Genomic DNA, 25,922 nt, shown 5'->3' on the forward strand with positions numbered 1-25,922 from the left:
GAATGAACCCTTATCGCAAGTGCCCTCTCGCGCTGTTGACCGGTGCCCTACTGATCACAAGCGCGCCACTCTCGGCACTGGCCGACACGCCAGTGACCGCTCCCACCGCCACCGCCAGCTCCAAGGCCAGCGCAGAGGGCAGCGACCCATTGCTGCGCTACCAATGGCACATGTCCAACCAGGGACAGGCCGTGATCGGCGACAGCCGTCCGGTGCCCGGGGTCGATATGGATGTGGATCTGCTGCATGCCTTGGGCATTCGCGGCCGTGGCGTCCGCGTCGGCGTGGTGGACAACGGCCTGGAGATCGGCCACGAAGATCTGCGCGACAACATCCTCCCGAATGGCTCGCACAATTTCGGCAACGGGTCGCACGATCCCACCCCGACCGACCCGGATTTTGGTCATGGCACCTCGGTCGCGGGCATCATCGCTGCGGTTGGATGGAATGGCCGTGGCGGTCGCGGCGTTGCGCCCGAGGCCTTGCTTGCCGGCTTCGATTTTCTGGGGAGCGACTCGGCCGGCAGCGACGCAGAAGTCAGTTATTCCTGGGGCAATGGTCCCGAAGCACGCACCATCGATATCTTCAACAACAGCTGGAGTTCGATCCAGGCCAGCTACCCCGACTTTCCGCTGGAAGAGCGTCAGTCCTGGGAAGCGTTGATGCGTTCGACACGCGGCGGGCTGGGTGGCATCTACATCAAGTCAGCCGGCAACTACTTCAGGCGTTTTCGCATCCGCGATGCAGAGGGCAACATCGTCAATGCTTGCAGCGAACTGTCGCGCACCTTGAATGTCGGATGCGTGCTCGCCAATGTCGATCCACTCAACAATGTTCCCGCCACCATCGTGGTCGCCAGCGTGGACGCCACCGGCAAGCGCGCCTCCTACTCGTCGTCCGGTTCGGCGTTGTGGATCTCCGGCCTGGGCGGAGAGTTTGGATACCAACGCAGGTTCTCTCCCTACGCGGCACAGACCGCCTCCCCCGAGAGCGCACCGTTCGTCTACGATCCGGCCATCGTCACCACCGATCTCAGCGGCTGCAGCGCTGGCGACAATGTGGATGGCGCGACGGTTGAAAACGCGCTTGCCGGCAGCACCTCCAGGATCGACGCATCCTGCAACTACAGCGCGTTGATGAACGGCACATCTGCCGCAGCGCCCACCGTCTCAGGTGTCGCAGCGCTGATTCTAAGCTCCAACCCCGGCCTGACCGCGCGCGATGTCAAGTACATCCTGGCCAAGACCGCGCGCCAGATCGATCCGTGGCAGCCGCGCGCGATCTACCAGGGCAGCGTGATCGACCCGGGCTGGATCACCAATGCGGCCGGACATCGCTTCAGCAACTGGTATGGCTTCGGCCTGGCTGACGGCGCCGCAGCCGTCTACGAGGCGACCTATTTCAAGCCCCTGCCTCCGGTACGCGACACGCAATGGGTTGCATCCACCGCTGCTGCAAGTCAGATCGGTGGACCTGCACGACCAGCCAAACAACGCATTCGCATCACCCAGGCAATGAAGGTGGAAGGCGTGCAGCTATCATTGGCCACCTCGCACCGCAATCCGGCCAATCTGCGCGTGGTGCTGGAGTCGCCCAGCGGAACGCGTAGCTACGTCGTCACCCCGTTCTCGGTACTGGATCCGGCCGAGTACGCGAAGACCGGGTTCTACATCGATCTCACCTCCACCAACGCTTTTCTCGATGAGCGGGCGCAAGGCGTGTGGACGCTGGAAGTCACCGACATGACCGAGCCGCGAACCACCGCGGCGCTGCAGAATTTCAAACTTCGCATCCTGGGGCACTGACATGAAAAGCATCCTCCTTACTTCGGTCCTTGTTGCTTCCTTGACCGCGTGCGGGTTCGCGCATGCCGGCCAGTACATGGACGCCCAGGCGCTCAGCGCAGCGGCCACCGGCGAGCGATTCAAATCCGGAAACGATACCTATCGCATGCTGCCCGGCGTGGTGGTCTCCGAACCACTGCCGAACGACCGCTTGAACGCCGCTCCCGCATCTGCCGCCAAGGCGCGCGCAAGCAGCGCAGCAGCAATCGATGGCAAGCTTGCCGCACGCATCGGCCCCTATGCCATCGTACTTCCGTCAACCAGCGCTGCACGTGGCGCGTCCAGGCTTGCGTCCACATCTACGGGCTCGGCAGAAAGCGCCATCGCCGCAGCGGTGAACGAACGCAATGGACGCGTCGTACTGGTCCAGCCGCAGCTGAAGCTGACCGACACCACGCCAAGCGCTGTCAGTGCACTGGCACGCAGCTCCGGCGGGCGCGTCGTCTACGCCTCGACGATCGACAACAGCGCAGTGATCGCCTATCCGTCGATCGAACAGACGCAGCAGGCCTTGACCCGTCTGCGCGCCAGCACGCCTGGTACGCAGGCGGCGCTGGTCGTGCAACAGTCGGTCATGCAGCCGATGTAGCAGACCTCCGGGCGACCGTCGAGCGCGCGCGCGGCGGGCCGCTCCCCGGACGCATCCATCTACAGCGCGCAATCGAGCGAAGGCGTACTTGCCATCGCTGCCTTGCTCGCTCCCACACATTCGACCATAGATCGGAGAACAGCATGAGCCGTGTTCGCAAGCATCACCGCAGCGCCATGGTTGGCGCGCTGCTGATCGGCGCCCCACTGTACACGGCGATGGCCGCCGCTCCGGCCACCACGTTGCGTACGGCCGCCGACGATCCGCTGGTGCGGTATCAGTGGCACATCTCCAATCAGGGACAGCAGGTCATCGGCGACATCCGCCCGGTTGCGGGCGTGGATATGGATGTGGATGTCCTGCATTCCCTTGGGATTCGTGGCAAAGGCATCCGCGTCGGCGTGGTGGATGACGGCTTGGAACTGGGTCATGAAGATCTGGCTGACAACATCATTCCGAACGGCTCGTACAACTTCGAGACCGGCTCCCATGACGTGACGCCCATCGACCCTTTCCTGTCTCATGGCACTGCGGTCGCGGGCATTGTCGCGGCCGTTGGCTGGAACGGGCGTGGTGGCCGCGGCGTGGCGCCCGAAGCCAGGCTTGCGGGGTTCGATTTCGACGCCCGCGACTCGTCCAGGAACCTGGCCAGCGTGCGCTATGCCTGGGGCGATGGGCCGGAAGGTCGAAACATCGATATCTTCAACAACAGCTGGGCCCAGCCGGCCTCGTTCTACCTGGATTTTCCACAACAGGACCAAGCGTCATGGGCGGCATTGATGCGCTCGACCCGCGGTGGACTGGGAGCGGTTTACGTCAAGATCGGGGGTAACGATTTCCTCAGTCTGCAGATGCCGGATCAGGACGGGAACATGCGCGATCTCTGTGGCCCACGCGCCCGCGCGGCAGGGGTTGGCTGCGGTCTGGCCAATCTGGACCCACTCAACAACCTGTTTGACACCATTACCGTCGCAAGCGTCGATGCCAGCGGCAAACGCGCAGCGTATTCTTCACCCGGTTCCGCGCTATGGGTGTCTGGTCTTGGCGGGCTGATAGGAATGCAACGCGCCTTCGTCCCTGACCCGGGCGAACGCCTGCCCCCTGATGTAGTGCCCTTTGCATATGGCCCCGCGCTGGTGACGACCGACCTGAGCAGTTGTTCGGCAGGCTACAACCAGGATCGCGGTCTTGATCCGGCCAATGCGCTGGATACCAGCAGTTCGAAGATCGACCCCCGCTGCAACTACACGGCCCGCTTCAACGGTACCTCCGCCGCCGCGCCAACCGTGTCCGGTGTCGCCGCCCTCATGCTGGGCGTCAATCCCAGCCTCAGTGCCCGGGACGTGAAATACATCCTGGCCACCACCGCGCGCCAGGTCGACCCACAACAACCGCGCGCCACATATCAGGGCAGCGTGATCGATCCGGGCTGGATCACCAATGCGGCCGGACATCGCTTCAGCAACTGGTATGGATTCGGCCTGGTCGATGGTGCCGAGGCGGTCTACCAAGCCAGCGACTTCACGCCGCTTCCTCCAGTGCGAGACTCTCGTTGGATTGCGTCCACTGCCGCCCCAAGCCAGATTGGCGGACCGGCGCGGCCGGCCAAGCAGCGCATTCGCATCACGCAAGCAATGAAGGTGGAAGGCGTGCAACTGTCGCTTGCCACATCGCATCGCAACCCGACCGATCTGCGCGTGGTCCTGGAATCTCCCAGCGGCACACGCAGCTATGTGCTCACGCCCTTTTCAGCGCTCGATGCTTCGGCGTACGCAAAAACCGGCTTCTATATCGACCTGACGTCCAGCAATGCCTTCCTGGACGAAAAGGCGCAAGGCGTGTGGACGCTGGAAGTGACCGACATGACCGAGCCGGCGATTACTGCGACGCTGCAAGACTTCAAGCTTCGCATCCTGGGGCACTGACATGAAATACATGATGCTTACTTCGGCGTCACTTGCCTGCTTCGCCGCATGCGGCCTGGCGTATGCCAGCCAGCACTGGGATGCCCAGGTGTTCAGCGCAGCGGCCAACGCCGCAACACAGCAAGGCGACGACCCACTGTTCCGCTACCAATGGCATCTGCTCAATCAGGGCCAGCCAGTGTTCGGCGATGAACGCCCGCTGCCCGGCGTGGACCTGGACGTGGACATCCTGCACGCGCTGGGCATCCGCGGCGCAGGCGTCAAGGTTGCGGTGATCGATGACGGCCTGGAGATCGCACACCCGGACCTGGTCGACAATATCGTCGCCAACGGCTCGCGCAATTTCCTGACCGGCTCCAACGACCCGACGCCACCAGCGAGCGAGATCGATAGCGACCACGGCACCGCAGTTGCGGGCATCATCGCCGAGCGCGGATGGAACGGGATCGGCGGACGTGGCGTTGCACCGGAGGCCAGGCTGGCTGGCTTCAATGCAATTGCAGAGCCGGATGGCAGCAAGCAGTACGTCGACATTCGCTACGCCTGGGGCGACGGGCCGGAAGGGCGCGCCATGGAGGTGTTCAACAACAGTTGGGATGGTTCGTCGCGCGTGTATCCGTACACCGAAGTCGACGAACAACAGTCGCTCGAAAGACTGATGCAGGCGCAGCGCGGCGGGAAAGGCGGGGTGTATGTCAAAGCTGCCGGCAATGACTTCTTTGCCCTTATCGAGAACGATGCACAAGGCAATCCGGTGGATCGCTGCGCAGACCAGACCCGCAAGCTCGGTGTCGGCTGCGCACTGGCCAACACCGACCAGTTCAACAACCTGATCACCACGATCGTGGCCGGTGCCGTCAACGCCGATGGCGTGCGGGCGTCGTACTCATCTCCAGGCTCTGCACTGTGGGTCTCCGGGCTGGGGGGCGAGTATGGGTTTCAGCGCGCCTTCGATCCGCACCCGGAAACGGCCCAGCCCTCTTATGGGCTCACCAACCTTCTGCCGCTGCGGCGCTTCTATAAAGCCGCAATCGTCACCACCGACCTCAGCGGCTGTGCAGCGGGCAACAACCGTGATCGCACCCTCCAGATGCAGAACGCGCTCGACAGCAGCCGCTCCAAGATCGATGCATCGTGCAACTACACCGCGCGCATGAACGGCACCTCGGCGGCATCGCCTACCGTGGCGGGCGTGGCGGCCTTGATGCTGGGCGCCAATCCGCAGCTGACCCTGCGAGATGTCAAATACATCCTGGCAACCACCGCGACCCAGGTCGACCCAACTCAACCCAAGGCCCTCTACAACGGCACCGTGATCGACCCGGGTTGGGTCACCAATGCGGCGGGCCATCGTTTCAGCAACTGGTATGGCTTCGGGCTGGTCGACGCCGCCGCGGCTGTGGAACGTGCAATGCACTTCACCTCGCTGCCCGCCCTGCAGGACACGAGCTGGAAAGTGTATGAAGGCAACAGCAGCACCATCGGGGGTGTCGCGGCACCGGCCAGGTTGTCATTGAACATCACCCAATCCTTCAAGGTGGAAGGCGTGCAACTGTATTTCTCGGCCACCCATAAGGACCCAAGTCACCTGCGCGTGGTGCTGGTGTCGCCCAGCGGCACGCGCAGCACGGTGATGACGCCGTTCTCCACACTCGATCAGGCCCCCGACGGCACCGTGGTCTGGCTGACATCGAGCAACGCCTTCCTGGACGAACCCTCGGCCGGGCGCTGGACCCTGGAGGTCGACGACATGCTCGCCGACCAGGGCAAGGAGCAACTGGAGGAATTCGAAATGCGCGTGGTGGGTCACTGACATGAAGACATCCTTACTGATGCTGCTCGTTGTCGTTGCAGCCGGCGTCTGCGCTCCCGCGTCGGCGCAGCTGGTCGACAGCAAACGCCTGCACGCTGCGGCGACCGGGCCGACCATCGCTGCAGGACGTAGCAGCTTCCGGCTGATTCCCGGCGCAGTGGTCAGGCTGGCCGACGGCGCGCCTGCAACGACCGCCGCACGCGCGGTGCCGGCGTCGCAAACCGCCACAGACGCCCCGGTTGCACGCTTCGACCGCTACGCGATCTATCTCGATGCCGGCACGGCCGCACGCACGGCCGCCGTGGTTCCGGCCGGGCAAGCCCCGCGCGTGGCCGCAGCGCTCGAAACGCGCAGCGGCCAACTGATCCTGCTGGGCGCCTCGATCAAGCTGTTCAATACCACGCCAGCAATCGCCGGTGGGTTGGCCTCACGTACCGGTGGCACACTGGTGTATGCCTCGGCCATCGATGGCAGCGCGATGATCGGCTACGACTCGGTGGCCACCGCACTGGACAACTGCAAACAGCTGCAAGGCAGCAAGGGCGTGGGAGCGATCATGCCCGAGGTCATTCCGCGCGCGGCACGGCCGTTGTGAGGCGGCAACGGTGAGGGATGCCACGCTGCCGCCAACCGACGGCAGCGTGGCGCGATGGCGCAGCCCGCGTCACACCGGCAGCGGGCTGCGTTCGGCAAAGTGCCCGCGCCAGTACGGGTAGTACGGATACGGCGGCTCCACCGCGCTCACCGCATCCAGGCGCGCGCGTTGCGCGTCCGTCAGCGACCAGCCCACCGCACCCAGGTTCTGGCGCAACTGCGCCTCGTCGCGTGCGCCGATCAGCACCGTGCTCACGCTGGGCCGTTGCAGCAGCCAGTTGATGGCGATCTGCGGCACGCTGCGGCCGGTCTCTTCGGCAATCGCGTCGAGCACATCGACGATGTCGAACAGGCGCTCGTCGCTGATCGCCGGGCCGGCGGCCGCAGTGACATGCAGGCGACTGTGTTCGGGCAGTGCCTGGCCGCGACGCAGCTTGCCGGTCAGGCGCCCCCAGCCCAGCGGACTCCACACCACCGCGCCCACGCCCTGGTCGATGCCCAGCGGCATCAGCTCCCATTCGTAATCGCGCCCGGCCAGCGAGTAATAGGTCTGGTTGGCGACGAAGCGGCTCCAGCCCCGCGCATCGGCCACCGCCAACGACTTCATCAGCTGCCAGCCGGCGTAATTGGACGCGCCCAGGTAGCGCAGCTTGCCGGCGCGGACCAGCCCATCGAGCGTGGACAGGGTTTCTTCCATCGGCGTCATCGCGTCGAAGGCATGCAGCTGCAGCAGATCGATATAGTCGGTGCGCAGGCGTCGCAACGAGGCATCCACCGCACGCAACAGGCGGAAGCGCGAGGCACCGGCATCGTTGGGCCCATCGCCCAGGCGCAGGCCGGTCTTGGTCGACAGGATCACCTGATCGCGGCGGCCCTGCAGCGCCTGGCCGAGGATCTCTTCAGAGGCGCCGTCCGAATACACATCGGCGGTGTCGAACAGGTTCAGGCCTGCCTCCAGGCACAGGTCGATCATGCGCTGCGCCTGCGCCACATCGGTATCGCCCCATGCAGAAAACAGCGGCCCCTTGCCGCCAAAGGTGCCGGCGCCCAGACCGAGCACCGGCACCTTGAAACCGGAACGGCCGAGAAAACGTGTCTCCATCACAATGCTCCTTGAACCCGAAGGAAAATCCGTGCGCTGCCGGTCGATCCGGCCACGCGCGATGCCAGGCGCCACGCCCCGCTCGCCGACCACCTGCGCGATCGCCCAGGGCTGCCGGTTGCGCGGTCACTGTGCTCATGCAAAAAAAACGAATCAACCCGCCTGGGCACACATGCCCGGCACAACGCCACGCCGGCGTTGCAGTTGCACGCTCCACAACGCGATGCCCAGGCCAAGCGCGCTCAACAGCGCGGCAAGCCACGGCGTGGCGACCAGGCCGGCATGCGTGGCGATCACCACGCCGCCCAGCCAGGCGCCCAGCGCATTGCCCAGATTGAACGCGGCGATATTGAGACTGGAGGCCAGGTTCTGGCCGGCACCGCGTGCATGCTCGAGCACGCGCAACTGCAGCGGCGCCACGGTGGCGAAGGCGGCCACGCCCAGCAGCCCGACGAACATCACCATCGCGGTCTTGTTGTGCAGGACCAGGCCCATCGCGGCGAGCACCACCACCAATGCCGCCAGGCTGCCCAACAAGGCGGCAGTGGGCCGCCGGTCGGCCAGACGCCCGCCCAGCAGATTGCCCACGATCATGCCGACACCGAAGACCAGCAACACCGGCGACACCGCGGTCTGCGCGAAACCGCTCACGTCCACCAGCAACGGCTGGATATAGGTGAACACCGCGAACACACCGGCATAGCCCACCACCGTCATCGCCAGGGCCAGCAGCACCTGCCCGCGCCCCAGCACCGCCACTTCCTGGCGCCATGACACCGCAGCGGCCACGCCCGCGTTCGCCGGCACCCACAGCGCCACCGCGGCCGTGGCCAGCACGCCGACGACCGCAACCGCCCAGAACGTCGCCCGCCAGCCCAGCTGCAGGCCCAGCCAGGCGCCGGCCGGCACGCCCAGCAGGGTGGCCACGGTCAGCCCGGCAAACATCAGCGAGATCGCCGACGCCCGGCGCTCGGCCGGGACCAGCGAGGTCGCCACCACCGCACCCACGCCGAAGAAGGTGCCGTGCGCCAGCGAGGTCAGCACGCGCGCGACCATCAGGCTGGTGTAGTCCGGCGCCAGCGCGCAGGCCACGTTGCCCAGGGTGAAGATCGCCATCAAGCCGACCAGCACCGCCTTGCGCGGCAGCCGCGCACTGGCCAGGGTCAGCACCGGCGCGCCGACGAACACGCCCAGCGCATAGCCGCTGATCAGCAGGCCGGCGGCGCTGAGCGACACGCCCAGGTCGGTGGCCACCTGTTGCAGCAGGCCCATGATCACGAACTCGGTGGTACCGATGCCGAAGGCACCGATGGTCAGCGCCAGCAGCGCTGGCGGAAAACGGGAGGAACACGCAGAAGCGGACATGGGCACGGACCAGTGAAGACAACCCACAGCCTGCGCTCCGGCGTCCTAAGCAAAAACCCCTGTTATCCTGATTCACTATCAAGCAATCATTGAGAATCGCATGGACCGCCTCGGCGATATCGCGCTGTTCCTGCGCGTGCTCGATTCCGGTTCGATCACCGCCGGTGCGCGCAGCCTGGACCTGTCAGTGGCGGTCGCCAGCCAGCGCCTGAAGCGGCTGGAGCGCGACCTGGGCGTGCGCCTGCTGCACCGGACCACGCGCCGGCTGCACCCGACCCCCGAAGGCCAGCGCCTGGCCGAGCGCGGCCGCGTGCTGGTGCAGGATCTGGATGCGCTGGCCGACGATCTGCGCGAGAGCGCACACGCGGTCGGCGGCATCCTGCGCATGACCATGTCGGCCTCCTTCGGGCGGCAGTACGTCTCGCCCTTGCTGCCGGCATTCCAGGCCCGTCATCCGCGCGTGCACATCAGTGCGCATCTGAGCGACGACCTGGTGGACCTGGTCAGGCAAGGCTTCGACCTGGCGATCCGCATCGGCCCGCTGGACGACTCCGGGCTGGTGGCGCGGCGCATCGCCGACAACCGCCGCACCCTCGCCGCCTCGCCCGATTACCTGCAGCGCCACGGCACCCCGCGCACGCCGGACGAACTCGCCCAGCACGCCGGTGTGCTGCTGATGGGCCGCGACGGCCGCCAGGATGTGTGGACGCTGCAAACGCCCCAGGGCGGCCTGGTGCGCGTGCGCATGCAGAGCCGTTTCGAAAGCAATTTCGGTGAGTTGATCCGCGATGCGGCCGTCGCCGGCCAGGGCATCGCCCTGCATTCGTACTGGCATATCGCCGAGCAGCTGCGCAATGGCCGGTTGGTCGAGGTGATGACCGACTACCCGCCGCCCACCTCGCAGATCAGCGCGGTGATGCCGGCGCGCCAGCTGCAGCCGCCGCGTGTGCGCGCGTTTGTGGAGTTCCTGCTGGAGCGGCTGGGCGAGCAACCACCCTGGGACGTGACGACCTAGCGCCGGCTGCGATTTGCCCGCAAACGCTGCCGTCAGTGTCTTGCGCTGTCGCCACCGCGCAAGCGACACCCGCCGACACCCGCTGCAGCCGGGCCGTGGCCCGCTGCGAGGCAGGCATGGCAAACGCGGATGCGCTGCGTCCATGCCCCATCGACGCCATGCCTGCATCCGCCTGCCCTGCACCACTGCCGCCACGCGTCTCGCTTCGGCGCGTCCGTGCCGTCGTGCAAACGGTCACATCCGCTAAATAGCGAACACATCAGTTTGCAACATGCACTGCCCAGACTGCGCAGTGTGTCGCAAATACCACTGACTACATGACATTTTCGTCCATCAGCCGGCGGCGTCTGCTAACCGGTGCAGCGGCGGCTTCTGCCGTGCTGGTCACTGGCCAGGTAACCAGCGCAATACCTTCCGCATCTGCGAAGGACCGGTTCTCCTTCGTGTTCATGACAGATACCCACATCCAGCCTGAGCTCGATGCGCGATCGGGCTGCCTGGGCTGTTTTCGCCGCATTGCCACAGAGTCGGCCGACTTCGTCATCCATGGCGGAGACCACGTCTTCGATGCACTGGAAGTCGACCGAAAACGTGCCTACATGCTGCGCGATCTGTACTGCGAGGTGGAAACGGAGATCGGCAAGCCGGTCTATCACACGATCGGCAATCACGATTGCTTCGGCGTATTTCCCAGCAGCGGTGTGGAGCCCGGCAGTGCCGGCTACGGCAAGGCGTATTACACCGAACGTTTCGGCCCGCTGTACTACGCCTTCGACCACAAGGGCGTGCACTTCATCGTGCTCGACTCGATCGGCCTGACACCCGACCGCAGTTACGAAGGGCGGCTGGATCCGGTGCAGCTGCGCTGGCTGCGCGATGACCTGGCCGCACTGGCACCCGGCACACGCATCATCATCACCACGCATATCCCGCTGATCACCGCGCTCGGCTGCTACGAGCCGCCCTCATGGACCCGAGCACCGCATAACTGGACCTTCGTCAGCAATGCCGGAGAAGTGCTGGCGTTGCTGCGCGGCCACCACGTACTGGCGGTGCTGCAAGGGCATAGCCATGTCGCCGAAACCGTTGTGCTTAACGGCATCACCTTCGTCACCGGCGGTGCCGTCAGCGGCAACTGGTGGGAAGGACGCTTTCTCGGTACCGAAGAGGGTTACATGCGCATCGATGTCGACGGCGACAACGTGACCAGCCACTACCAACGCCTCGATTTCCAACCCGTCCAGCGTCATGACGTCGTGATCGGCGATCCGCAGGCGTGACGTGCTTCGGCCGTTGCAACAGCGCATGGACGATCGGGCCGCGTGCCACAGGACACGGCCACACCTTTCCAGCATCTCCCCCGACGGAATCGACCCATGCCCATGACGCTTGCATGCCGCCTCGGCTGCGGCCTGCCGCTGCTGCTGTTGCCTACCCTCCACGCCGCCGCGGTCGAGCCGCCGGACACCGCTACTGGCGCAACGGACACGACGAAGACCACGCTGGACGCCATCATCGTGCTGGGCGCCGGGCAATCGCGGCAGGTGCAGACAATCAAGCCGGCCGAGCTGACCAAGGCTGCGCCGGGCACCTCGCCGCTGGCCAGCCTGTCCAAACTTCCAGGAGTGAATTTCCAGTCGTCCGATCCGCTGGGCGGCTACGAATGGGCCCAGCAGATCACCATCCGCGGATTCAGCACCGACCAGATGGGCTACACCCTGGACGGCGTGCCGCTGGGCAACATGCAGTACCGCAACAACAACGGTCTGAGCATCGGGCGGGCGCTGCAGGCCGAAAACAACGGGCCGGTGACGCTGTCGCAGGGCAGCGCCGCCGTGGGCACCGCATCGACCAGCAACATCGGCGGCACCATCGACTTCACCTCGATCGATCCCAGCGAACGCTTTGGCGTCGACCTGGCACAGACTGTCGGCAGTTCGAACAACCTGCGCAGCTTTGCCCGGCTCAACAGCGGCACCCTGCCCGGCGGCGGGCGCCTGTACCTGTCGGCCAGCCATCAGCAGGCGGATAAATGGAAAGGCAGCGGCAGCCAGCAACAGAAGCAGTTCAACCTCAAATACGTGCAACCGCTGTCCGACAGCATCACCGCAACCACCTTCATCGACGGTGTGGACCGCCGCGAAGATGATTACCTCGACGTCTCGCTGGATCTGATCCGCCGCCTCGGCTATCGGGTCGACAACATCTCCAACGATTTCGCACTGGCCGAACGTCTGGCGCTGGCCGTGCAGAACGGCACCCCGGCGCCGGCGCCGTACCGCAACGGCGACGATGTGTATTACAACGGCGGCGGCGTACGCAAGGACCTGTTTGCCTATCAGAAATTCGATTACGACCTGAGCGCGCAGCTGAGCGGCCAGACTACCGCGTACTGGCATCGCAATCATGGCATCGGCACCTTTGCCAGCCCCTACGATCCCACGCCGGCTGCGTTTGGCGGATCTCCGATCTCGGTCTCCACGGTCGGTTACGACATCCAGCGCAAGGGCATTCTGTCGCAGCTGGAACTGCGGCTGGATCGGCACACCCTACGGGCTGGCCTCTGGTACGAGACGACCCGCTTCGATCAGATCGCCAGGCTGTACGGGCTGCAGGCCGGGAGTGCGCCACGCAATTTCCAGCGCTTCTACGACAACCCGTTCCGCACCCGCTGGCACTACCTGTTCGACACCGACGTCTACCAACTGCATGTCGGCGACAGCTGGGAGGTCAGTGATGCGCTGCGCGTGGATCTGGGCCTGAAATCCCTGCAGGCCACCAGCACCGCCAGCACCATCACCAGCAGCCAACCGATCGATGGCCGCATCAAGGCCTCCGACCATTTCCTGCCCAGCGCCAGTGCGCTGTACCGATTCGACGAACGCAACGAGGCGTTCATCGACTACACGCGCAACATGTCCACGTTCGTCGCCTCCGCAGCCAGTGGTCCGTTCTCCACCACCAAGGCAGGGTTCGACTACATCCGCGACAGCCTGAAACCCGAAAAGACCGATACCGTGGAGCTAGGCTTCCGCCACACCGGTACGGCGGTGCAGACCTCGATCACCGGGTATCACGTGAGGTTTCAGAATCGCCTGCTGGCCTCGTCGATCAGTGCGGCGGTGGTTGGCAACCAGAACGTGCTGCAGAACGTCGGCGCTGTCACCTCGCAGGGCCTGGAAACGGCAGCCACCTGGAATTTCCTGCCACGCTGGTCGCTCTATGGCAGCAGCTCCTACAACGACGCGCACTACGACGACGATGTCGTGCTGCCCGGCAGCGCCGTGGTGGCCACGCGCGACAAGCAGGTGGTGGGCTCGGCACGTGTGCTCGCCAACATCCAGCTCGGCTACGACGATGGCGCTGCCTGGACCCAGATCTCGGCTCACTTCACCGGCAAGCGTTATTACAGCTATTTGAACGACCAGCCGATCGCTGGCGCCACGGTGGTGAACGCCGGCTGCGGCTACCGGTTCCGTGCCGCGCATGGGTACGCGGCTTGGCTGGACGGCACCGATGTGGATCTCAACGTGACCAATCTGCTGGACAAACGCTATATCGCCTCCCTGGGCACCAGCGGCTTCGTGACGAGCGACCCCTCAGGCAGCTACACCACCCTGCAGGTCGGCGCGCCGCGTCAAGTCTTCGTCAGCCTGCGCAAGCACTTTTGACCCACCCCCCGCGACTGCGAACGCAGGCCTGGCGCTGTGTGGCCTGCAGCAGACCGACAGGGCGCAAGCCGAGAGCCTACTGCAGCCGGAGCAGAGCCGATGGCGATGACATCGCCTCGCCCATCGGGTTAAAACTACGACCAGGCTCAGCGCCGGTGTCCAGGATCGCGGGCATACGCGCTGGCCTTGCACGCGCAACCGTCAACGACCCGCGCGTCGCAGCCGCTTGTGCAAACTGCGGCGCTGCGCATCGCTCAGCAGGTGGCCGTGCGTGCTCAACAATCCGACAATCTGCCGATGTGCCTGCTCGGTGCGTCGGGCGAGCTCTACGGTGGCGGCGGCTTCAAGCGCCTTCCACTCGGCGGGGCTGGTCGGCGTCGGCAGGATCGAGTATTTGGCGGGCATTGGGCGCTGCAGGCACTGGCGAGACGACCATGATACGGCCCGCACGTGAGCGCTCTATCATCGCCGCGACAGGCATCTGCCCGGCACGCTGACACGCTCGCGTAGGAGCGTGCCTGCGCGCGACCAAGCCTTATCGGTCACGCCCCATCGCGCGCGAGCGCGCTCCTACGGCAGCGTCGGTTGGCGGGCGGTTGGAAGGGGGTGGTCGATGTATTGCGGCGCGATCCGGCGCTGACACGCTCGCGTAGGAGCGTGCCTGCGCGCGATGGGGCCTTATCGATAACGCCCCGTCGCGCGCGAGCGCGCTCCTACGCGCACTTGGCGCACAGGCCGTGCACTTCCAGCGTCTGCGCCTGCGGCTGGAAGCCCAGCGCCTTGGCCCGCGCTTCCAGTTGCGCCACCACCTCGCGGTCTTCCAGTTCCACCGCGCTGTGGCAGCGGTCGCAGATCAGGAACGGCACCGAGTGCTGGGCGCTGTTGGGGTGGTGGCAGGCGACGAAGGCGTTGACCGATTCGAGCTTGTGCACGAAGCCGTTGGCCATCAGGAAATCCAGCGCGCGGTACACCGTGGGCGGGGCGTCGGCGCCAACGCCCTTGCCTTCGCGCACCCAGTCCAGCAGTTCGTAGGCCTTGACCGGCTTGCCGGCGTCGGCGATCAGCCGCAGCACATTGGCGCGGATCGGCGTCAGCCGCAGGCCGCGCTCGCTGCAGGCGCGCTCCACCGCACGCACGAAGCCGTTGGCGTCGTCGACGTGGTGATGCGGTGCAGTGCAGGCGTGTTCGTTGGTTTTCATCACAGGCTCCGGCGGTCAGCCCGCCCCTATCTTGATGAGTGCCGCATCGATGCGTTTCAAGGCGCCCTCGCGTCCGGCCAGGTACACCGTCTGCGAAATGTCCGGGCTGACCTGGGTGCCGGTGATGGCCACGCGCAGCGGCTGGGCCACCTTGCCCATGCCCAGCTCCAGCGCGGCGGCGGCGGCGTGCAGCGCGGCCGAGACGGTCTCCACGCTCCATTCGCTCTGTGCCGCCAGCAGTTCGCGCGCCTTGCCCAGCGGCACTTCTGCGCCCAGCTTGAGGTGCTTCATCACTGCCGCCTCGTCGTAGGTGTCCAGCGGCTGGTACCAGACCACGGCTTTTTCGGCCATTTCCTTCAAGGTCTGCACGCGCTCGCGCAGCGCCACCACCACATCGGCGGCGGCCGGGCCGGCGGCGACATCGATGCCCAGCCTGGCGAGCTGGTATTCCAGCTGCGGGGCGATGCTGGCCGCATCGTCGGTCTTCAGGTAATGCTGGTTGACCCAGCCCAGCTTGGCCATGTCCAGCCGCGCGGCCTTGGAATTGACGTCCTTGACGTCGAACAGGTCGAGCAATTCCTGGCGACTGAACAATTCCTGGTCGCCATGCGACCAGCCCAGCCGGGCCAGGTAGTTGATCAGCGCATGCGGCAGATAGCCGGCGTCCTTGTACTGCATCACGTCGGCCGCGCCGGTGCGCTTGGACAGCTTGGCGCCCTGCTCGTCCAGGATCATCGGCATGTGCGCGAACTTCGGCACCGGCGCGCCCAGCGCCTCATAGATGTTGATCTGGCGCGGGGTGTTGTTGATGTGGTCGTCGCCGCGGATGACCTCGGTGATGCCCATGTCCCAGTCGTCCACCACCACCGCGAAGTTGTAGGTGGGGAAGCCATCCGGGCGGAAGATCACCATGTCGTCGAGCTCGCTGTTGGCGATCTCGATGACGCCCTTGATCAGGTCGTCGAACACCACCGTGCCGCCGACCGGATTCTTGAAGCGGATGACCCGGTTGGGGTCGTCGCGGTACGGCAGGTTCTGCTCGCGGGCGGCGCCGTTGTAGCGCGGCTTTTCCTGCCTGGCCATGGCGGCTTCGCGCATGGCGTCGAGCTCCTCGCGGGTTTCGTAGGCGTAATAGGCCTTACCCTGCGCCAGCAGCTGCTCGGCGACCTCCTGGTAGCGGGCGACGCGCTGGGTCTGGTAGATCGGGCCTTCGTCGTAGCCCAGGCCCAGCCAGTCCATCGCCTCCAGGATGGCGTCGATCGCCTCCTGGGTACTGCGCTCACGGTCGGTGTCTTCGATGCGCAGCACGAACTGCCCGCCGCGGCGGCGTGCCTCCAGCCAGCAATACAGGGCGGTGCGGGCGCCGCCGATGTGCAGGTAACCGGTGGGGCTGGGGGCAAAACGGGTGCGGCAGGTCATGGAGCGCTCGGCAAAACGGGAGTCGGTCGATTTTACCTTGCGCAGCGTGGCCCTGCCCGGCCTGCCGGTTCAGCGGTTACGCAGCAGGTCGCCGTACACCACGCAATCGCCGCCACTCCGGGCCGTGCCCGGGGCGTCGTACAGCACCAGCCAGGTTGGGATTTTGCCGGCCAGCTGCGGCGGCAGGTTGCAGATCGCCTCGGCGCGGTCGCTGTCGGTGCCGTGCGGCAACACTGCCGATTCCAGCAGCGCGTGCTGAAAGCGCACCGGCGCCTGGTTGGCGGCCAGCACCGCACGCGCGCCCGGCCATTTGAACAGGCGGATTTCGCCGTTCAGCACCATCGTCGGGCCGGCCAGCAGGTACAGGTCATCGCCGGAATAATGCAGGTCGCGGATGCCCAGCCCGCCCAATTGCAGGAAGTGCTTGCGCAGCAGCGTGCCGTCTTCGTCCAGCGGCGCCAGGCGCAGGTGCTCGCCATGCACCTGCACCCGGATCTCCAGCAGCGCCGACCAGCCGCGCAGCACCGGCCCGCGCAGGCCCAGCAGCAGGCGCTCGCCGTCCACCACGATGCCTTCGATATCGAAGCCGTTGTCCTTGCCGGGAATCTCCAGGAACGGGCCGAAGTGCGGGTCGTCGGCCAGCAGCTCGGTGAGCTGGTTGTGTCTGGCGTCGCCCTTGAGCCGTAGCGCGCGACGGCCGTCGGCGGCCTCGCGCACCAGGTGCGGGGTGCCGTCGGCATCGCGCTCGATCGGCAGGCAGGCCAGCAGGCGGCGGTTGGCGTCGAGCTTGAGCTTGGTCAGGCGTTTGGCGTTGTCGGCATCGTCGCGGCCGGGCTTGGCGTTCTTGCGCTTCAACCCATGCGAGCCCACCACCCACAGATACCCGTCCGACAGCCCCATGCCCTCCAGGTCGGCTTCCTCGCCGTCTTCGCCGGGCAGGTCCAGCAGGTCGGCCAGCGCAAAGCTCTGCCCCTGGCCGAAGCGCAGCGTCTCGCGCTGCACGGGGTCGAGCCTGCGCAGGCGATCCACCGCGCAGGCCTCGTCGCCGGCCACCCACAGCCAGTCGTCGGTGAAGACCGCGCCGGACAGATTGCTGTGCACCAGCGCGCCGGGCGCGAACTCGAGACGGACGCTGTGCGGAATCAGGGTTTTCTTGGCCATGGGAACCTGGTGGGCGTTATTGCAAGGGATGAAAGTGGCCGAGATACCGTGGCGCGCGGTCACCAATTGAGGCACCGCGCGTGGACGTTGCAGCGTACGCATGGCAGGTGCCGTCGCGAACACCGGCTGTGCTCGCCCGACGATGAGCATCGTCCTCTGGGGACCACGTTTTATCAATCAAACGTGGCCAGCCTGGCACGCGCAACGTGAGCGCCCAATTGCCCGGCCCAATCGCGATCGTTGGCGACCTGGGCCTGCGCGCGGCTGGCCTCGAAGGCGGCGAAATCCAGCTCCGCATACGCCCACACGGCAGTGCCCCGGGTCTGCGCCAGCACACCATCGGCCGGGAAGCCGACATCCATCGGTGCGAACACCGCCGCTTCGCCGGTGTTGACGTCCAGCGCCGGGCTCCACGGCGCTTCACCGGCGGTGACCGATTGCGCGACGAACACGCGGTTTTCCAGCGCGCGCGCCAGGCAGCCGACGCGCACCCGCATCGCCCCGGCAGCGGTGTCGGTGCAGCTGGGCACGATCAGCAGCCGCGCACCGGCCTCGTACTGCGCGCGCACCGGCAGCGGGAACTCGCTGTCGTAGCAGATCGCGATCGCCGCACGCACGCCATCCAGGTCGAACACCTTCAGCGCATCGCCCGGCTCGATCAGCCCGCTGGCCTTTTCGAAGCCGGTCAGCTGCAGCTTGTCCTGCCAGCCGTGCCGGCCATCGGGCGTGAACCAGTCGCTGCGGTTGCGGTAACGGCCCTGGCCCAGGTCCAGCAGAAAGCTGCCGGCCACCAGATGCAGCCGATGCTGGCGCGCCAGGCCGGCAAACAGCTCCAGCCACGGCGCGCGCAACGCCTGGATCGCCGCCAGCGACTCTGGCAACCCGGCGGAAATCTGCGTGCCGAAGGTTGCGCCCAGCTCCAGCGCCAGATACTCCGGCAACACCAGCAGGCGTGCGCCGGCGGCGGCAGCCTCGCCCACCAGCGCGGACTGGCGTGCGGCAAAGGCGGCGAAATCGGCGGGTTTGCCGATCGGATACTTGGCGACGGCAATTTTCATCTGCTGGCCTGGTTGCGATTGATCGATGGCGTAAGAGGTGACTCGGTCACGGCGGCAGTGGCCGCGTCCATACCTGCAGACTGTGGTCGATCTCGCCGTGTTGCAACTCCGCCCACGCCAATTGCACGCGCAAGTCCGCTTGCGGTGCATAGCCACGTTTGCGCCAGAACACGTCGTTGGGGCGATGGTCGGCCGGCTTGCGCGGATCGTTTTCTGCGCGTTCCACCGAGCAGAACGCAGTGAGCGCGAAGCGGCCCAGTGCACGCGCATGCGCCTCGCGCTGGTCGAAAAATGCGTGGCCGATTCCCTGCCCGCGATAGTCCGGCAGCAGCACCGATTCGCCGAAATAGAACACGCTGGCCGGGGCGATGCCGGCTGCACGGAACGGCGCATGGAAGGCTTCGCTGTCGTCGAGCAGCGGCAGCCCGGTGGAGGCGCCGATCACCGCATCGCCATCGCGTGCCAGCACGAACACGCTGTCCGGCGAGGCCGCGTAGGCGGCCAGATAGCCGCGCTCGTAATCGGCGTCGCCTTCGTACAGGTATGGCCAGGCGCGGAACACCGCGATGCGCAGTTGCGCCACCGCAGCCAGATGCGGCAGCACCTGCGTGCCGCGCACCGTTTCAACGATCAGGGAGGAGCCGCTCATGCCGGCCATGGTAAGCCAGCCCGGCGCAACTGCGCCGCCGTACGTCAGCGCAGCCAGCCGCCATTGCCCGGAGCCGCCGCAGCCGGCTGCTGCCACAGCAACCACACCGCCGCCTCGCTGGCCAGCAGCACGCCGAGCAGTGTATCGGTGCTGCGCGCCCAGTAGCTGCCGTTGCTCAACCGCTGCCACGGCCCGTAGCGCCGCGCACGCGCGTTGTCTGCCGCCGCGTCCTGCCGCTGCGCCGCCTGCAGGAAGCCGCTGCCGCCCAGGCGCAGCGCCTGCGCGGTGCCCGCATGCAGGCGCAGGCCGATCACCCCGCGGCGTCCATCGCGGCGCAAGGGCAAGGCCGACAACGGCGAAGCGTCGCAATACTGCGGCGGCGCTGCGGGAAGCAGCGCCACCGTGTCGATCCCGGCGGGCAGCAAACGCTGCGCCCGCCGGTGCAGCTGTGCGCGCGCGCGCATGTCGGCCTCAGCGCAGGCTGTTGCCAAGCTCGTACCAATCGAGCTTGCGGGTCACCCACATGATGCTGGCCAGGATGCCGAACAGCAGCAGCGATCCCATCAGCAGCGCGTTGTCTTCGGAGATCAACAGGCTGTAGAGCACCCCGTACAACGCCGTGAGCATCGCCGAGAACCCGGCTGCACGCGCCCAGCTGCGCAACACCCCGGACAGATAGAAGCACTGCAGGCCGATACACGCCGCGGCGGAGACCAGATACGCCTGCCAGAACGCGATGTGCTCGGACAGGCTCAGCAGCAGCAGGAAGAAGATCGCCAGCGCCAGACCCACCAGCAGGTACTGCAGGGGATGGATCGGCAGACGCTTGATCAACTCGAACAACACGAACGCCACGAAGGTCAGCACCACGAACAGGATGCCGTACTTGCTGGCGCGGTCGGCCTGGGTATACACGTCCACCGGATCGACCAGCCGCACCTCCAGCGTATCCAGCGACGACTGGCTGGACTGCAGCTGGGTCTGTGCGCCGGTGGCCAGCGACGACAACGACCAGCTCGCATCGAAACCGCGCGCGCCGATCGTCGGCGCATTCGGCAGGAAGCGCCCGCCGAACAGCGGATGCGGCCAGGCCGAGCGCAGCGCGATGTCGTTGTTGTCGGCAATCGGTGCGATCGCCAGGCTGCGGGTGCCGTCCAGCACGAAGGACATCTTCACCAGCTTGCCATCGCCCAGCGTGCCGGCCAGCGCATCGCCCAGCGGCTGCAGATCGGCATGGATACCGGCCGAGCGCCCCACCAGGCCGCCGGCCCCGCTCTCCAGCGGCAAGCTGCGGCCGTCCACCCGCAGGCTCGGCGTGCCGACCAGGCCGCGCACATCGGAAATGCCCACCGCCAGATGCGGCCGGCCATAGCGGCGCCCGGCCACGGCCGGATAGTCGAACGGGTCGAACTCGGCCTTGAGCCTGGCCTTCCACGAATACACCTGCACGCGGAACAGGCCGATCTTGCGCTCGGACGGGGTCAGCTCGCCGCTCAGGGCGAGCGTGCGCGGGGTCTGCAGCAACTGGCCGTCGCGCTTGCGCCAGACCTTGCGCGGGTTGCCCTGCTCATCGGGCTCGGTAACCTGCACGTCCTCGGTAAACGGCAGCACCCGCACCGGCGCGATGAACTGCTGCTCGCCGGCCTTGCTCTGCGCCACCCGCTCCACCGCCTCGTCGCGGTAACGCGCACGATCCTGCACCGTGCCGCGGATCAACAGCAATGGAATCAGCAGCAACAGGATCAATCCGCCGATGGTGGCGAAGCGCAACAACAGTTTCAGGGATTTCATCGACCTTCCTCAGTCTGGGAGGTCGCCAGGGTGCGTTGCGCCGGTGTCGCAGGTTTGAGGCGAATTTGAAGCGAATGTGAAGTGGGCGATCGGCAGGCTCGGCGACCGGCACTGTGATCCCGTTAGGAAATGCAGGTTTTGCCCTGCAAAAATGCAACAGGGGCCCAGGACATGCTTCCGTTGCATCGCCAGGGTTTCGCATCACCGTCGCGCGCTTCGCCGCCAGGCGCAACGATGCGAGTGCAGTTGCGCATCACGGGGCCATTGCTTTTCTCGAGTCTGCGTTGATCACGGCGTTCCAGTTCCGTGGTTCCGCGGCATCCGCATTCAACGTCACGCGCGCCGCAGCGGCGGTGTTGCACACGCATGCCCGCTTGCGGGCCGTGGCTCCACAAACGCGCACGACTGCATTCCTCTCTCGCCTGGAGTTTGCCTTCATGACCAAGCAACGTTCGCTCACGCTCTGCCTGCTCGCTGCCCTGAGCCTGTCCTCCGCCGCCGCACAGGCGGCAACGCACGGGATGGGCCTGAAACCCTCGTCGTTGATGCAGCCGGTCACTCCGTTGTTCGGCATTGCCAGCGCCGCCAAACCCCTGCCCGCCACGGTCGACCTGACTGCCTGGGCAATTACCCCGGGCGACCAGGGCCAGGTGGAGTCGTGTGCGTCATGGGCAACCGCCCACACCCTGACCGGGTGGTATGCCAACGCCAACAAGCAGGCGCAAACCCGCTTTGCCCCGATGTATCTCTACAGCCAGGTCAACCGTGGCGTCGATGAGGGCTCCACGCTGGAAGCGCCGCTGGACGTCGCGCTGGCCCAAGGCATCGACACCGAGCAGCATTATTCGTGGGGCAACTACAACTGGAAGAACCCACCCACCGCGGCCGACCGCGCCAACGCCGCCAAGAACCGCACGCCGTACCGCAAGTACACCGTGCTGTATTCGGGCGACGGCAATGGCGGGCGGGCCCTGATCGAACAGATCAAACTTGCGCTGGCCTCGTCCACGCCGGTGGCGATCGCCTTCTATGTCAGGCAGGGGTTCAAAGACCTCACGCCAAAAAACCAGGTCGACTACGACACCAAGACGCCGATCCTGGGCGGGCACGCGGTGATCGCGCTGGGCTACGACAGCGAAGGGCTGCTCGTCGAAAACAGCTGGGGCACCGAATGGGGCAACAAGGGCTTTGGCAAGCTGTCCTGGTCGGTGGTCGCCAATGACGTCATCGGGGCCGACGTGGTGCACTGACACACAGCGGTTGCGCACAGCGATGCGCGGCTGACACGGATGCGGCATGTGCCCTGGCACACGCCGCTTGCGTGCCACCGCGATGCCGCCGCCGTCGGCGGCCGGCCTGTGCACAGACGGCACGCAATGCGGTTCAGAGCCGCCGACACACCTGCTGCGTAGCCGCCAGGCGGGCGCGGACGGCGCGCGGAATCGGCGCGTACCACTCGTCCACTCCGGTTGCCCCCCGCCGTCCTCACCTACCTGACGACTGCGCACTACGGTTTGTTAGCCGCGCTTAGCCGATGGGAAGGCGCAGGGTCGCGACCGCGCCGCCACCCTCGCGGTTGCCCAGCGTGGCCTCGCCACCATGCAGGCGCGCCACTTCGCGCACGAACGGCAGGCCGAGGCCGGAGCTGCGTTGTCCGGTCTGCGGGCGGGCCAGCGAATAGAAACGCTCGAACACCCGTTCCAGCGCGTAGTCCGGCACGCCGCTGCCACAGTCCTCGACCACCAGCTGCAGCTGTTCCTCCAGCACCTGCGCACGCAGCTGGATGGTGCTGCCCTGCGGTGAAAACGCGACGGCATTTTCCAGCAGGTTGACCAGCGCCTGGCGCAGCAGGAATCCATCGCCGAGCACGTACTGCCCGCGCGCGGTGTCGGATGCGGCATCGCGTTCCAGCAGCACGCCGGCCGCTGCCGCGCGCGGCAGCACGGCATCCACGGCCGCCTGCAGCAGGCCAGCCACCGCGATGCGCTCGCGCGTCTGCAGCCAGCCGTGCTGTTCCACTTCGGCCAGCGCCAGCAGCTTGTCGATGGTTTCGGTGAGCCGCTGTTCCTGCGCGCGGATGCTGGCAACGAAGTGCTGGCGATCGGCTTCGGGCATAGGTTCGGTCAGCAGCTCCGATGCACCGCGAATCGCCGCCAGCGGGCTCTTCATTTCGTGCGTCAGCGACTGTACGTATTGCTCCACGTAGGCCTTGCCTTCCAGCTTGCGCCGCATGCTTTCCAGCGCCTGGCCCAGGTCGCCGATTTCATCGCCGCGCGGCTCCGGCGGCGGCACCGGCATGCCGGCGCTCACCGCCTGTGCATAGCGATTGAGCCGGCCGATGCCGCGCATCAGCCACCAGGTCATCCAGATGCCGATCAGCGCGGAAATGCCGATCAGCCAGGCACCGCGCTGCAGGATGTTGCGCTGGCTGGCCTCGATGAACGGGTCGATGCTGCGATTGGGCTGCGCCAGCGTCAGCACGCCGATCAACCTGGCCGGGTCGTTGGGTGCGTAGATCGGTGCGGCCACATGCATCACCGTGGCGGTCGGGTCGCCATCGACCTCGGGGCTGGACCGCGCGCCGTATTCGCCGCGCAAGGTGCGATAGACATCGTTCCAGCGCGAGTTGTCGCGGCCCACATCGCGGCCCAGCGAGTCGAACACCACCACGCCGCGCGCGTCGGTCACGGTGACGCGATAGGCCACGTTGTTCTTGCGGAACCGCCATACCCAGGCCTTGGGGTCGCGCCGCTGCGCCTGCGCCACGTTGCGCGCAAAGCTGCCGCTGGCGATGGTGCCGGCAGCCAGCTCGCCGCTGGCCATTTCCGCCAGCACATTGGCCGCGTCCACCAGCGTGGATTCCATCGCCTGGCGCACGCCCGGCTTGACCTCGTTGACGAACACCCGCATCACGAAGAACGCGGCCAGCCCGACGATCAGGAAGAAGCCCAGGAACAGCTTGAGACCGAGCCGCATCTCAGGCCCTCATCCCGACAACAACGCGATGCCTGCATGCGGCCATGGCTATAGCTCCAGCGCGTAGCCGAGGCCACGGTGGGTGCGGATCGGATCTGCCGGCACGCCGGCCTGGCGCAGCTTGCCGCGCAGCGTCTTGATATGGGTGTCCACGGTACGGTCGGCACTGTCGGCACTCGCATCCCAGCCGCGGTCCATCAACTGCGCGCGGCTCAGGATTGCGCCGGGGCGCTGCAACAATGCCGCCAGCAACGCGTATTCGTAACGGGTCAGCGGCAGCAAGGTCTCGCCATAGCGGATGCGGCTGCCCTCGCGATCGATCGCAAACGCGCCGTGCGGCTGCCAGCCCGGCTCCGCCACGGCGGCCACAGTGCGACGACGCAGCCGCGCGCGCACCCGCGCCACCAGCTCGCGCGGGGAGAACGGCTTGGCCATGTAGTCGTCGGCGCCCAGTTCGAAGCCGAGCACGCGGTCGATCTCGTCGTTGCGCGCGGTCAGGAAGATCACCGGCACCTCGCTGAAACTGCGCAGCGTGCGGCACACCTCGAAGCCGTTGATATCCGGCAGGCCCACGTCCAGCACCACCACATCGGCCGGGTCGGCGCGCAGCCGCGCCAGCGCGTCGCGGCCCAGCAGGCAGTGTTCGGGCGCATAGCCTTCGCTGCGCAGCGCGTACAGCACGGTATCGGCAATGGCGGCTTCGTCTTCGACGACGAGCACGCGGGCGGGAGACTCGGACATGGCGCGCAGCATAGCCGCATGCTGGCGCGGCCCGTACACTGCCGCGATGAACTATCGCCACGCCTTCCATGCCGGCAACCATGCCGACGTGCTCAAGCACATCGCCCTGCTGGCGCTGATCGACACCCTCAAGCGCAAGGACACGCCGTTGTTCGTGCTCGACACCCACGCCGGACGCGGGCGCTACCAGCTCGGCGGCGAGGAAAGCCGCAAGACCAACGAGGCCGATGCCGGGGTGATGCGGCTGATGGCCGAGTCGACCCTGCCCGAGGTGGTCGAACGCTATCTGCGCGCGGTACAGGCCGACAACCACACCGTCGCCCGCCCGGCCACGCCCGGCCAGAAGCCGGCGCGCCCCACCGCCGGCATCCAGATCAACCATTACCCCGGCTCGCCGTTGCTGGCAGCGCAGGCGCTGCGCGAACAGGACCGCATGGCGTTCTGCGAGTTGCAGCCGGAAGAGGCCGAGGCGCTCAAGCGTCTGTTCGCCAGGGACAGCCGCGTGCGCGTGCATGCCGGCGATGGCTACGAGGCGATTCGCGCCTTCGTGCCGCCGCGCGCGGGCGAGACCAGGATCGGCCGCGGGCTGGTGCTGATCGACCCGCCGTACGAGGCGCAGGAGGCCGAGTACCCGCAGGTCATCCATAGCGTGCGCGAGACCCTGGCGCGCTGGCCGCAGGCGATCTGCATGGTGTGGTACCCGATCAAGCTGCGCCGCAGCCTGCAGCCGTTCATGCGCAAGGCGGCCACGCTGCCGGCCAAGTCGGTGCTGGTGGCCGAGCTGCAGGTGCGCCCGGACGACTCGCCGCTGCGCCTGACCGGCAGCGGGCTGCTGATCGTCAATGCGCCGTGGCAGTTCGACCGGGTGCTGGCGCCCGCGCTGCCGGTGCTGAAGCAACACCTGGGCGAAGCAGGTGCCTCGACCCGGCTGGAGTGGCTGCGCCAGGACGCCTGAGTCATCGCCATCAGGCGCCTGCTGGCGCTGGCGAACGCGGCTGCATACTCACGAC

General features: G+C 66.5%; 22 protein-coding genes and 1 other RNA gene. 11 read left to right on the top strand and 12 right to left on the bottom strand.

Features of this window, described 5'->3' with window-relative positions; all coding sequences use genetic code 11:
* The first annotated feature begins 2 nt into the window (after positions 1 to 2).
* From XarbCFBP7408_RS13125 to XarbCFBP7408_RS13145, 5 genes are all read left to right on the top strand, one after another.
* The gene (locus XarbCFBP7408_RS13125; protein ID WP_104563331.1) at positions 3 to 1,805 is read left to right on the top strand and encodes a S8 family peptidase; all 1,803 of its coding nucleotides are present in this window, start codon (positions 3 to 5) and stop codon (positions 1,803 to 1,805) included.
* 1 nt (position 1,806) lies between these two features.
* A complete protein-coding gene (locus XarbCFBP7408_RS13130) occupies positions 1,807 to 2,433 on the top strand; it encodes a hypothetical protein (RefSeq protein WP_104563332.1) in 627 nt (208 codons plus the stop codon).
* Between the two features lie 176 nt (positions 2,434 to 2,609).
* Positions 2,610 to 4,358: a S8 family peptidase gene (locus XarbCFBP7408_RS13135; RefSeq protein ID WP_104563376.1), complete on the top strand. Its 1,749-nt coding sequence runs from the start codon at positions 2,610 to 2,612 to the stop codon at positions 4,356 to 4,358.
* An 88-nt stretch (positions 4,359 to 4,446) separates the two neighbouring features.
* Positions 4,447 to 6,171, top strand: a complete 1,725-nt coding sequence (locus tag XarbCFBP7408_RS13140; protein WP_429001404.1) for a S8 family serine peptidase — start codon at positions 4,447 to 4,449, stop codon at positions 6,169 to 6,171.
* 1 nt (position 6,172) lies between these two features.
* Positions 6,173 to 6,766 carry a hypothetical protein gene (locus XarbCFBP7408_RS13145; RefSeq protein ID WP_104563333.1) on the top strand — a complete coding sequence of 198 codons (594 nt, stop codon included), beginning with the start codon at positions 6,173 to 6,175 and terminating at the stop codon, positions 6,764 to 6,766.
* A 69-nt stretch (positions 6,767 to 6,835) separates the two neighbouring features.
* Here XarbCFBP7408_RS13145 and XarbCFBP7408_RS13150 read toward each other — a convergent pair whose 3' ends face one another.
* Both XarbCFBP7408_RS13150 and XarbCFBP7408_RS13155 read right to left on the bottom strand, forming a co-directional pair.
* The gene (locus tag XarbCFBP7408_RS13150) at positions 6,836 to 7,867 is read right to left on the bottom strand and encodes an aldo/keto reductase (RefSeq protein WP_104563334.1); all 1,032 of its coding nucleotides are present in this window, start codon (positions 7,865 to 7,867) and stop codon (positions 6,836 to 6,838) included.
* Positions 7,868 to 8,020: 153 nt separating this feature from the next.
* Positions 8,021 to 9,232, bottom strand: a complete 1,212-nt coding sequence (locus XarbCFBP7408_RS13155) for an MFS transporter (protein ID WP_104563335.1) — start codon at positions 9,230 to 9,232, stop codon at positions 8,021 to 8,023.
* Between the two features lie 100 nt (positions 9,233 to 9,332).
* Between XarbCFBP7408_RS13155 and XarbCFBP7408_RS13160 the strand changes: the two genes are divergently transcribed.
* The 3 genes from XarbCFBP7408_RS13160 (at position 9,333) to XarbCFBP7408_RS13170 (ending at position 13,918) form a co-directional block, all read left to right on the top strand.
* A complete protein-coding gene (locus XarbCFBP7408_RS13160; RefSeq protein WP_104563336.1) occupies positions 9,333 to 10,247 on the top strand; it encodes a LysR family transcriptional regulator in 915 nt (304 codons plus the stop codon).
* 449 nt (positions 10,248 to 10,696) lie between these two features.
* Positions 10,697 to 11,527 (top strand): metallophosphoesterase, encoded by an 831-nt coding sequence (locus XarbCFBP7408_RS13165; protein WP_181106761.1) that lies wholly within the window; start codon positions 10,697 to 10,699, stop codon positions 11,525 to 11,527.
* A gap of 96 nt (positions 11,528 to 11,623) precedes the next feature.
* Positions 11,624 to 13,918 (top strand): TonB-dependent receptor, encoded by a 2,295-nt coding sequence (locus XarbCFBP7408_RS13170; RefSeq protein ID WP_104563338.1) that lies wholly within the window; start codon positions 11,624 to 11,626, stop codon positions 13,916 to 13,918.
* A gap of 201 nt (positions 13,919 to 14,119) precedes the next feature.
* On the opposite strand, the gene XarbCFBP7408_RS13175 is transcribed toward XarbCFBP7408_RS13170, so the two are convergent.
* The 8 genes from XarbCFBP7408_RS13175 to creD all read right to left on the bottom strand — a co-directional run bounded on the left by XarbCFBP7408_RS13175 (position 14,120) and on the right by creD (position 21,195).
* On the bottom strand, positions 14,120 to 14,323 hold the full coding sequence (locus XarbCFBP7408_RS13175; RefSeq protein WP_104563339.1) for a hypothetical protein: 204 nt from the start codon (positions 14,321 to 14,323) through the stop codon (positions 14,120 to 14,122).
* Positions 14,324 to 14,631: 308 nt separating this feature from the next.
* The gene (locus XarbCFBP7408_RS13180; RefSeq protein ID WP_104563340.1) at positions 14,632 to 15,117 is read right to left on the bottom strand and encodes a transcriptional repressor; all 486 of its coding nucleotides are present in this window, start codon (positions 15,115 to 15,117) and stop codon (positions 14,632 to 14,634) included.
* A gap of 15 nt (positions 15,118 to 15,132) precedes the next feature.
* A complete protein-coding gene (gene gltX / locus XarbCFBP7408_RS13185; RefSeq protein WP_104563341.1) occupies positions 15,133 to 16,536 on the bottom strand; it encodes a glutamate--tRNA ligase in 1,404 nt (467 codons plus the stop codon).
* A gap of 69 nt (positions 16,537 to 16,605) precedes the next feature.
* A complete protein-coding gene (locus XarbCFBP7408_RS13190) occupies positions 16,606 to 17,697 on the bottom strand; it encodes a DUF3616 domain-containing protein (RefSeq protein WP_104563342.1) in 1,092 nt (363 codons plus the stop codon).
* A gap of 173 nt (positions 17,698 to 17,870) precedes the next feature.
* The gene (locus tag XarbCFBP7408_RS13195; protein ID WP_104563343.1) at positions 17,871 to 18,755 is read right to left on the bottom strand and encodes a carbon-nitrogen hydrolase family protein; all 885 of its coding nucleotides are present in this window, start codon (positions 18,753 to 18,755) and stop codon (positions 17,871 to 17,873) included.
* A gap of 46 nt (positions 18,756 to 18,801) precedes the next feature.
* Complete coding sequence (locus XarbCFBP7408_RS13200; RefSeq protein WP_104563378.1) at positions 18,802 to 19,413, bottom strand: GNAT family N-acetyltransferase; 612 nt, start codon at positions 19,411 to 19,413, stop codon at positions 18,802 to 18,804.
* Positions 19,414 to 19,448: 35 nt separating this feature from the next.
* Positions 19,449 to 19,868 (bottom strand): hypothetical protein, encoded by a 420-nt coding sequence (locus XarbCFBP7408_RS13205; protein ID WP_104563344.1) that lies wholly within the window; start codon positions 19,866 to 19,868, stop codon positions 19,449 to 19,451.
* Between the two features lie 7 nt (positions 19,869 to 19,875).
* On the bottom strand, positions 19,876 to 21,195 hold the full coding sequence (gene creD / locus XarbCFBP7408_RS13210; protein WP_104563345.1) for a cell envelope integrity protein CreD: 1,320 nt from the start codon (positions 21,193 to 21,195) through the stop codon (positions 19,876 to 19,878).
* 437 nt (positions 21,196 to 21,632) lie between these two features.
* Between creD and XarbCFBP7408_RS13215 the strand changes: the two genes are divergently transcribed.
* Both XarbCFBP7408_RS13215 and XarbCFBP7408_RS13220 read left to right on the top strand, forming a co-directional pair.
* Positions 21,633 to 22,445 carry a C1 family peptidase gene (locus XarbCFBP7408_RS13215; protein WP_104563379.1) on the top strand — a complete coding sequence of 271 codons (813 nt, stop codon included), beginning with the start codon at positions 21,633 to 21,635 and terminating at the stop codon, positions 22,443 to 22,445.
* A 197-nt stretch (positions 22,446 to 22,642) separates the two neighbouring features.
* A non-coding RNA gene (locus tag XarbCFBP7408_RS13220) (sX9 sRNA) lies at positions 22,643 to 22,718 on the top strand.
* A gap of 4 nt (positions 22,719 to 22,722) precedes the next feature.
* Here XarbCFBP7408_RS13220 and creC read toward each other — a convergent pair.
* The gene (gene creC, locus XarbCFBP7408_RS13225) at positions 22,723 to 24,171 is read right to left on the bottom strand and encodes a two-component system sensor histidine kinase CreC (RefSeq protein WP_104563346.1); all 1,449 of its coding nucleotides are present in this window, start codon (positions 24,169 to 24,171) and stop codon (positions 22,723 to 22,725) included.
* A gap of 48 nt (positions 24,172 to 24,219) precedes the next feature.
* Positions 24,220 to 24,924, bottom strand: coding sequence for a two-component system response regulator CreB (gene creB / locus XarbCFBP7408_RS13230; RefSeq protein ID WP_181106759.1), 705 nt, complete (start codon positions 24,922 to 24,924; stop codon positions 24,220 to 24,222).
* Between the two features lie 34 nt (positions 24,925 to 24,958).
* Here creB and XarbCFBP7408_RS13235 point away from each other — a divergent pair, with 34 nt between their 5' ends.
* On the top strand, positions 24,959 to 25,867 hold the full coding sequence (locus XarbCFBP7408_RS13235) for a 23S rRNA (adenine(2030)-N(6))-methyltransferase RlmJ (protein ID WP_104563381.1): 909 nt from the start codon (positions 24,959 to 24,961) through the stop codon (positions 25,865 to 25,867).
* The last annotated feature ends 55 nt before the right edge of the window (positions 25,868 to 25,922 follow it).

Origin of the sequence: Xanthomonas arboricola pv. guizotiae, assembly GCF_002940205.1 — a bacterium.
Taxonomy (GTDB): domain Bacteria; phylum Pseudomonadota; class Gammaproteobacteria; order Xanthomonadales; family Xanthomonadaceae; genus Xanthomonas; species Xanthomonas arboricola_C.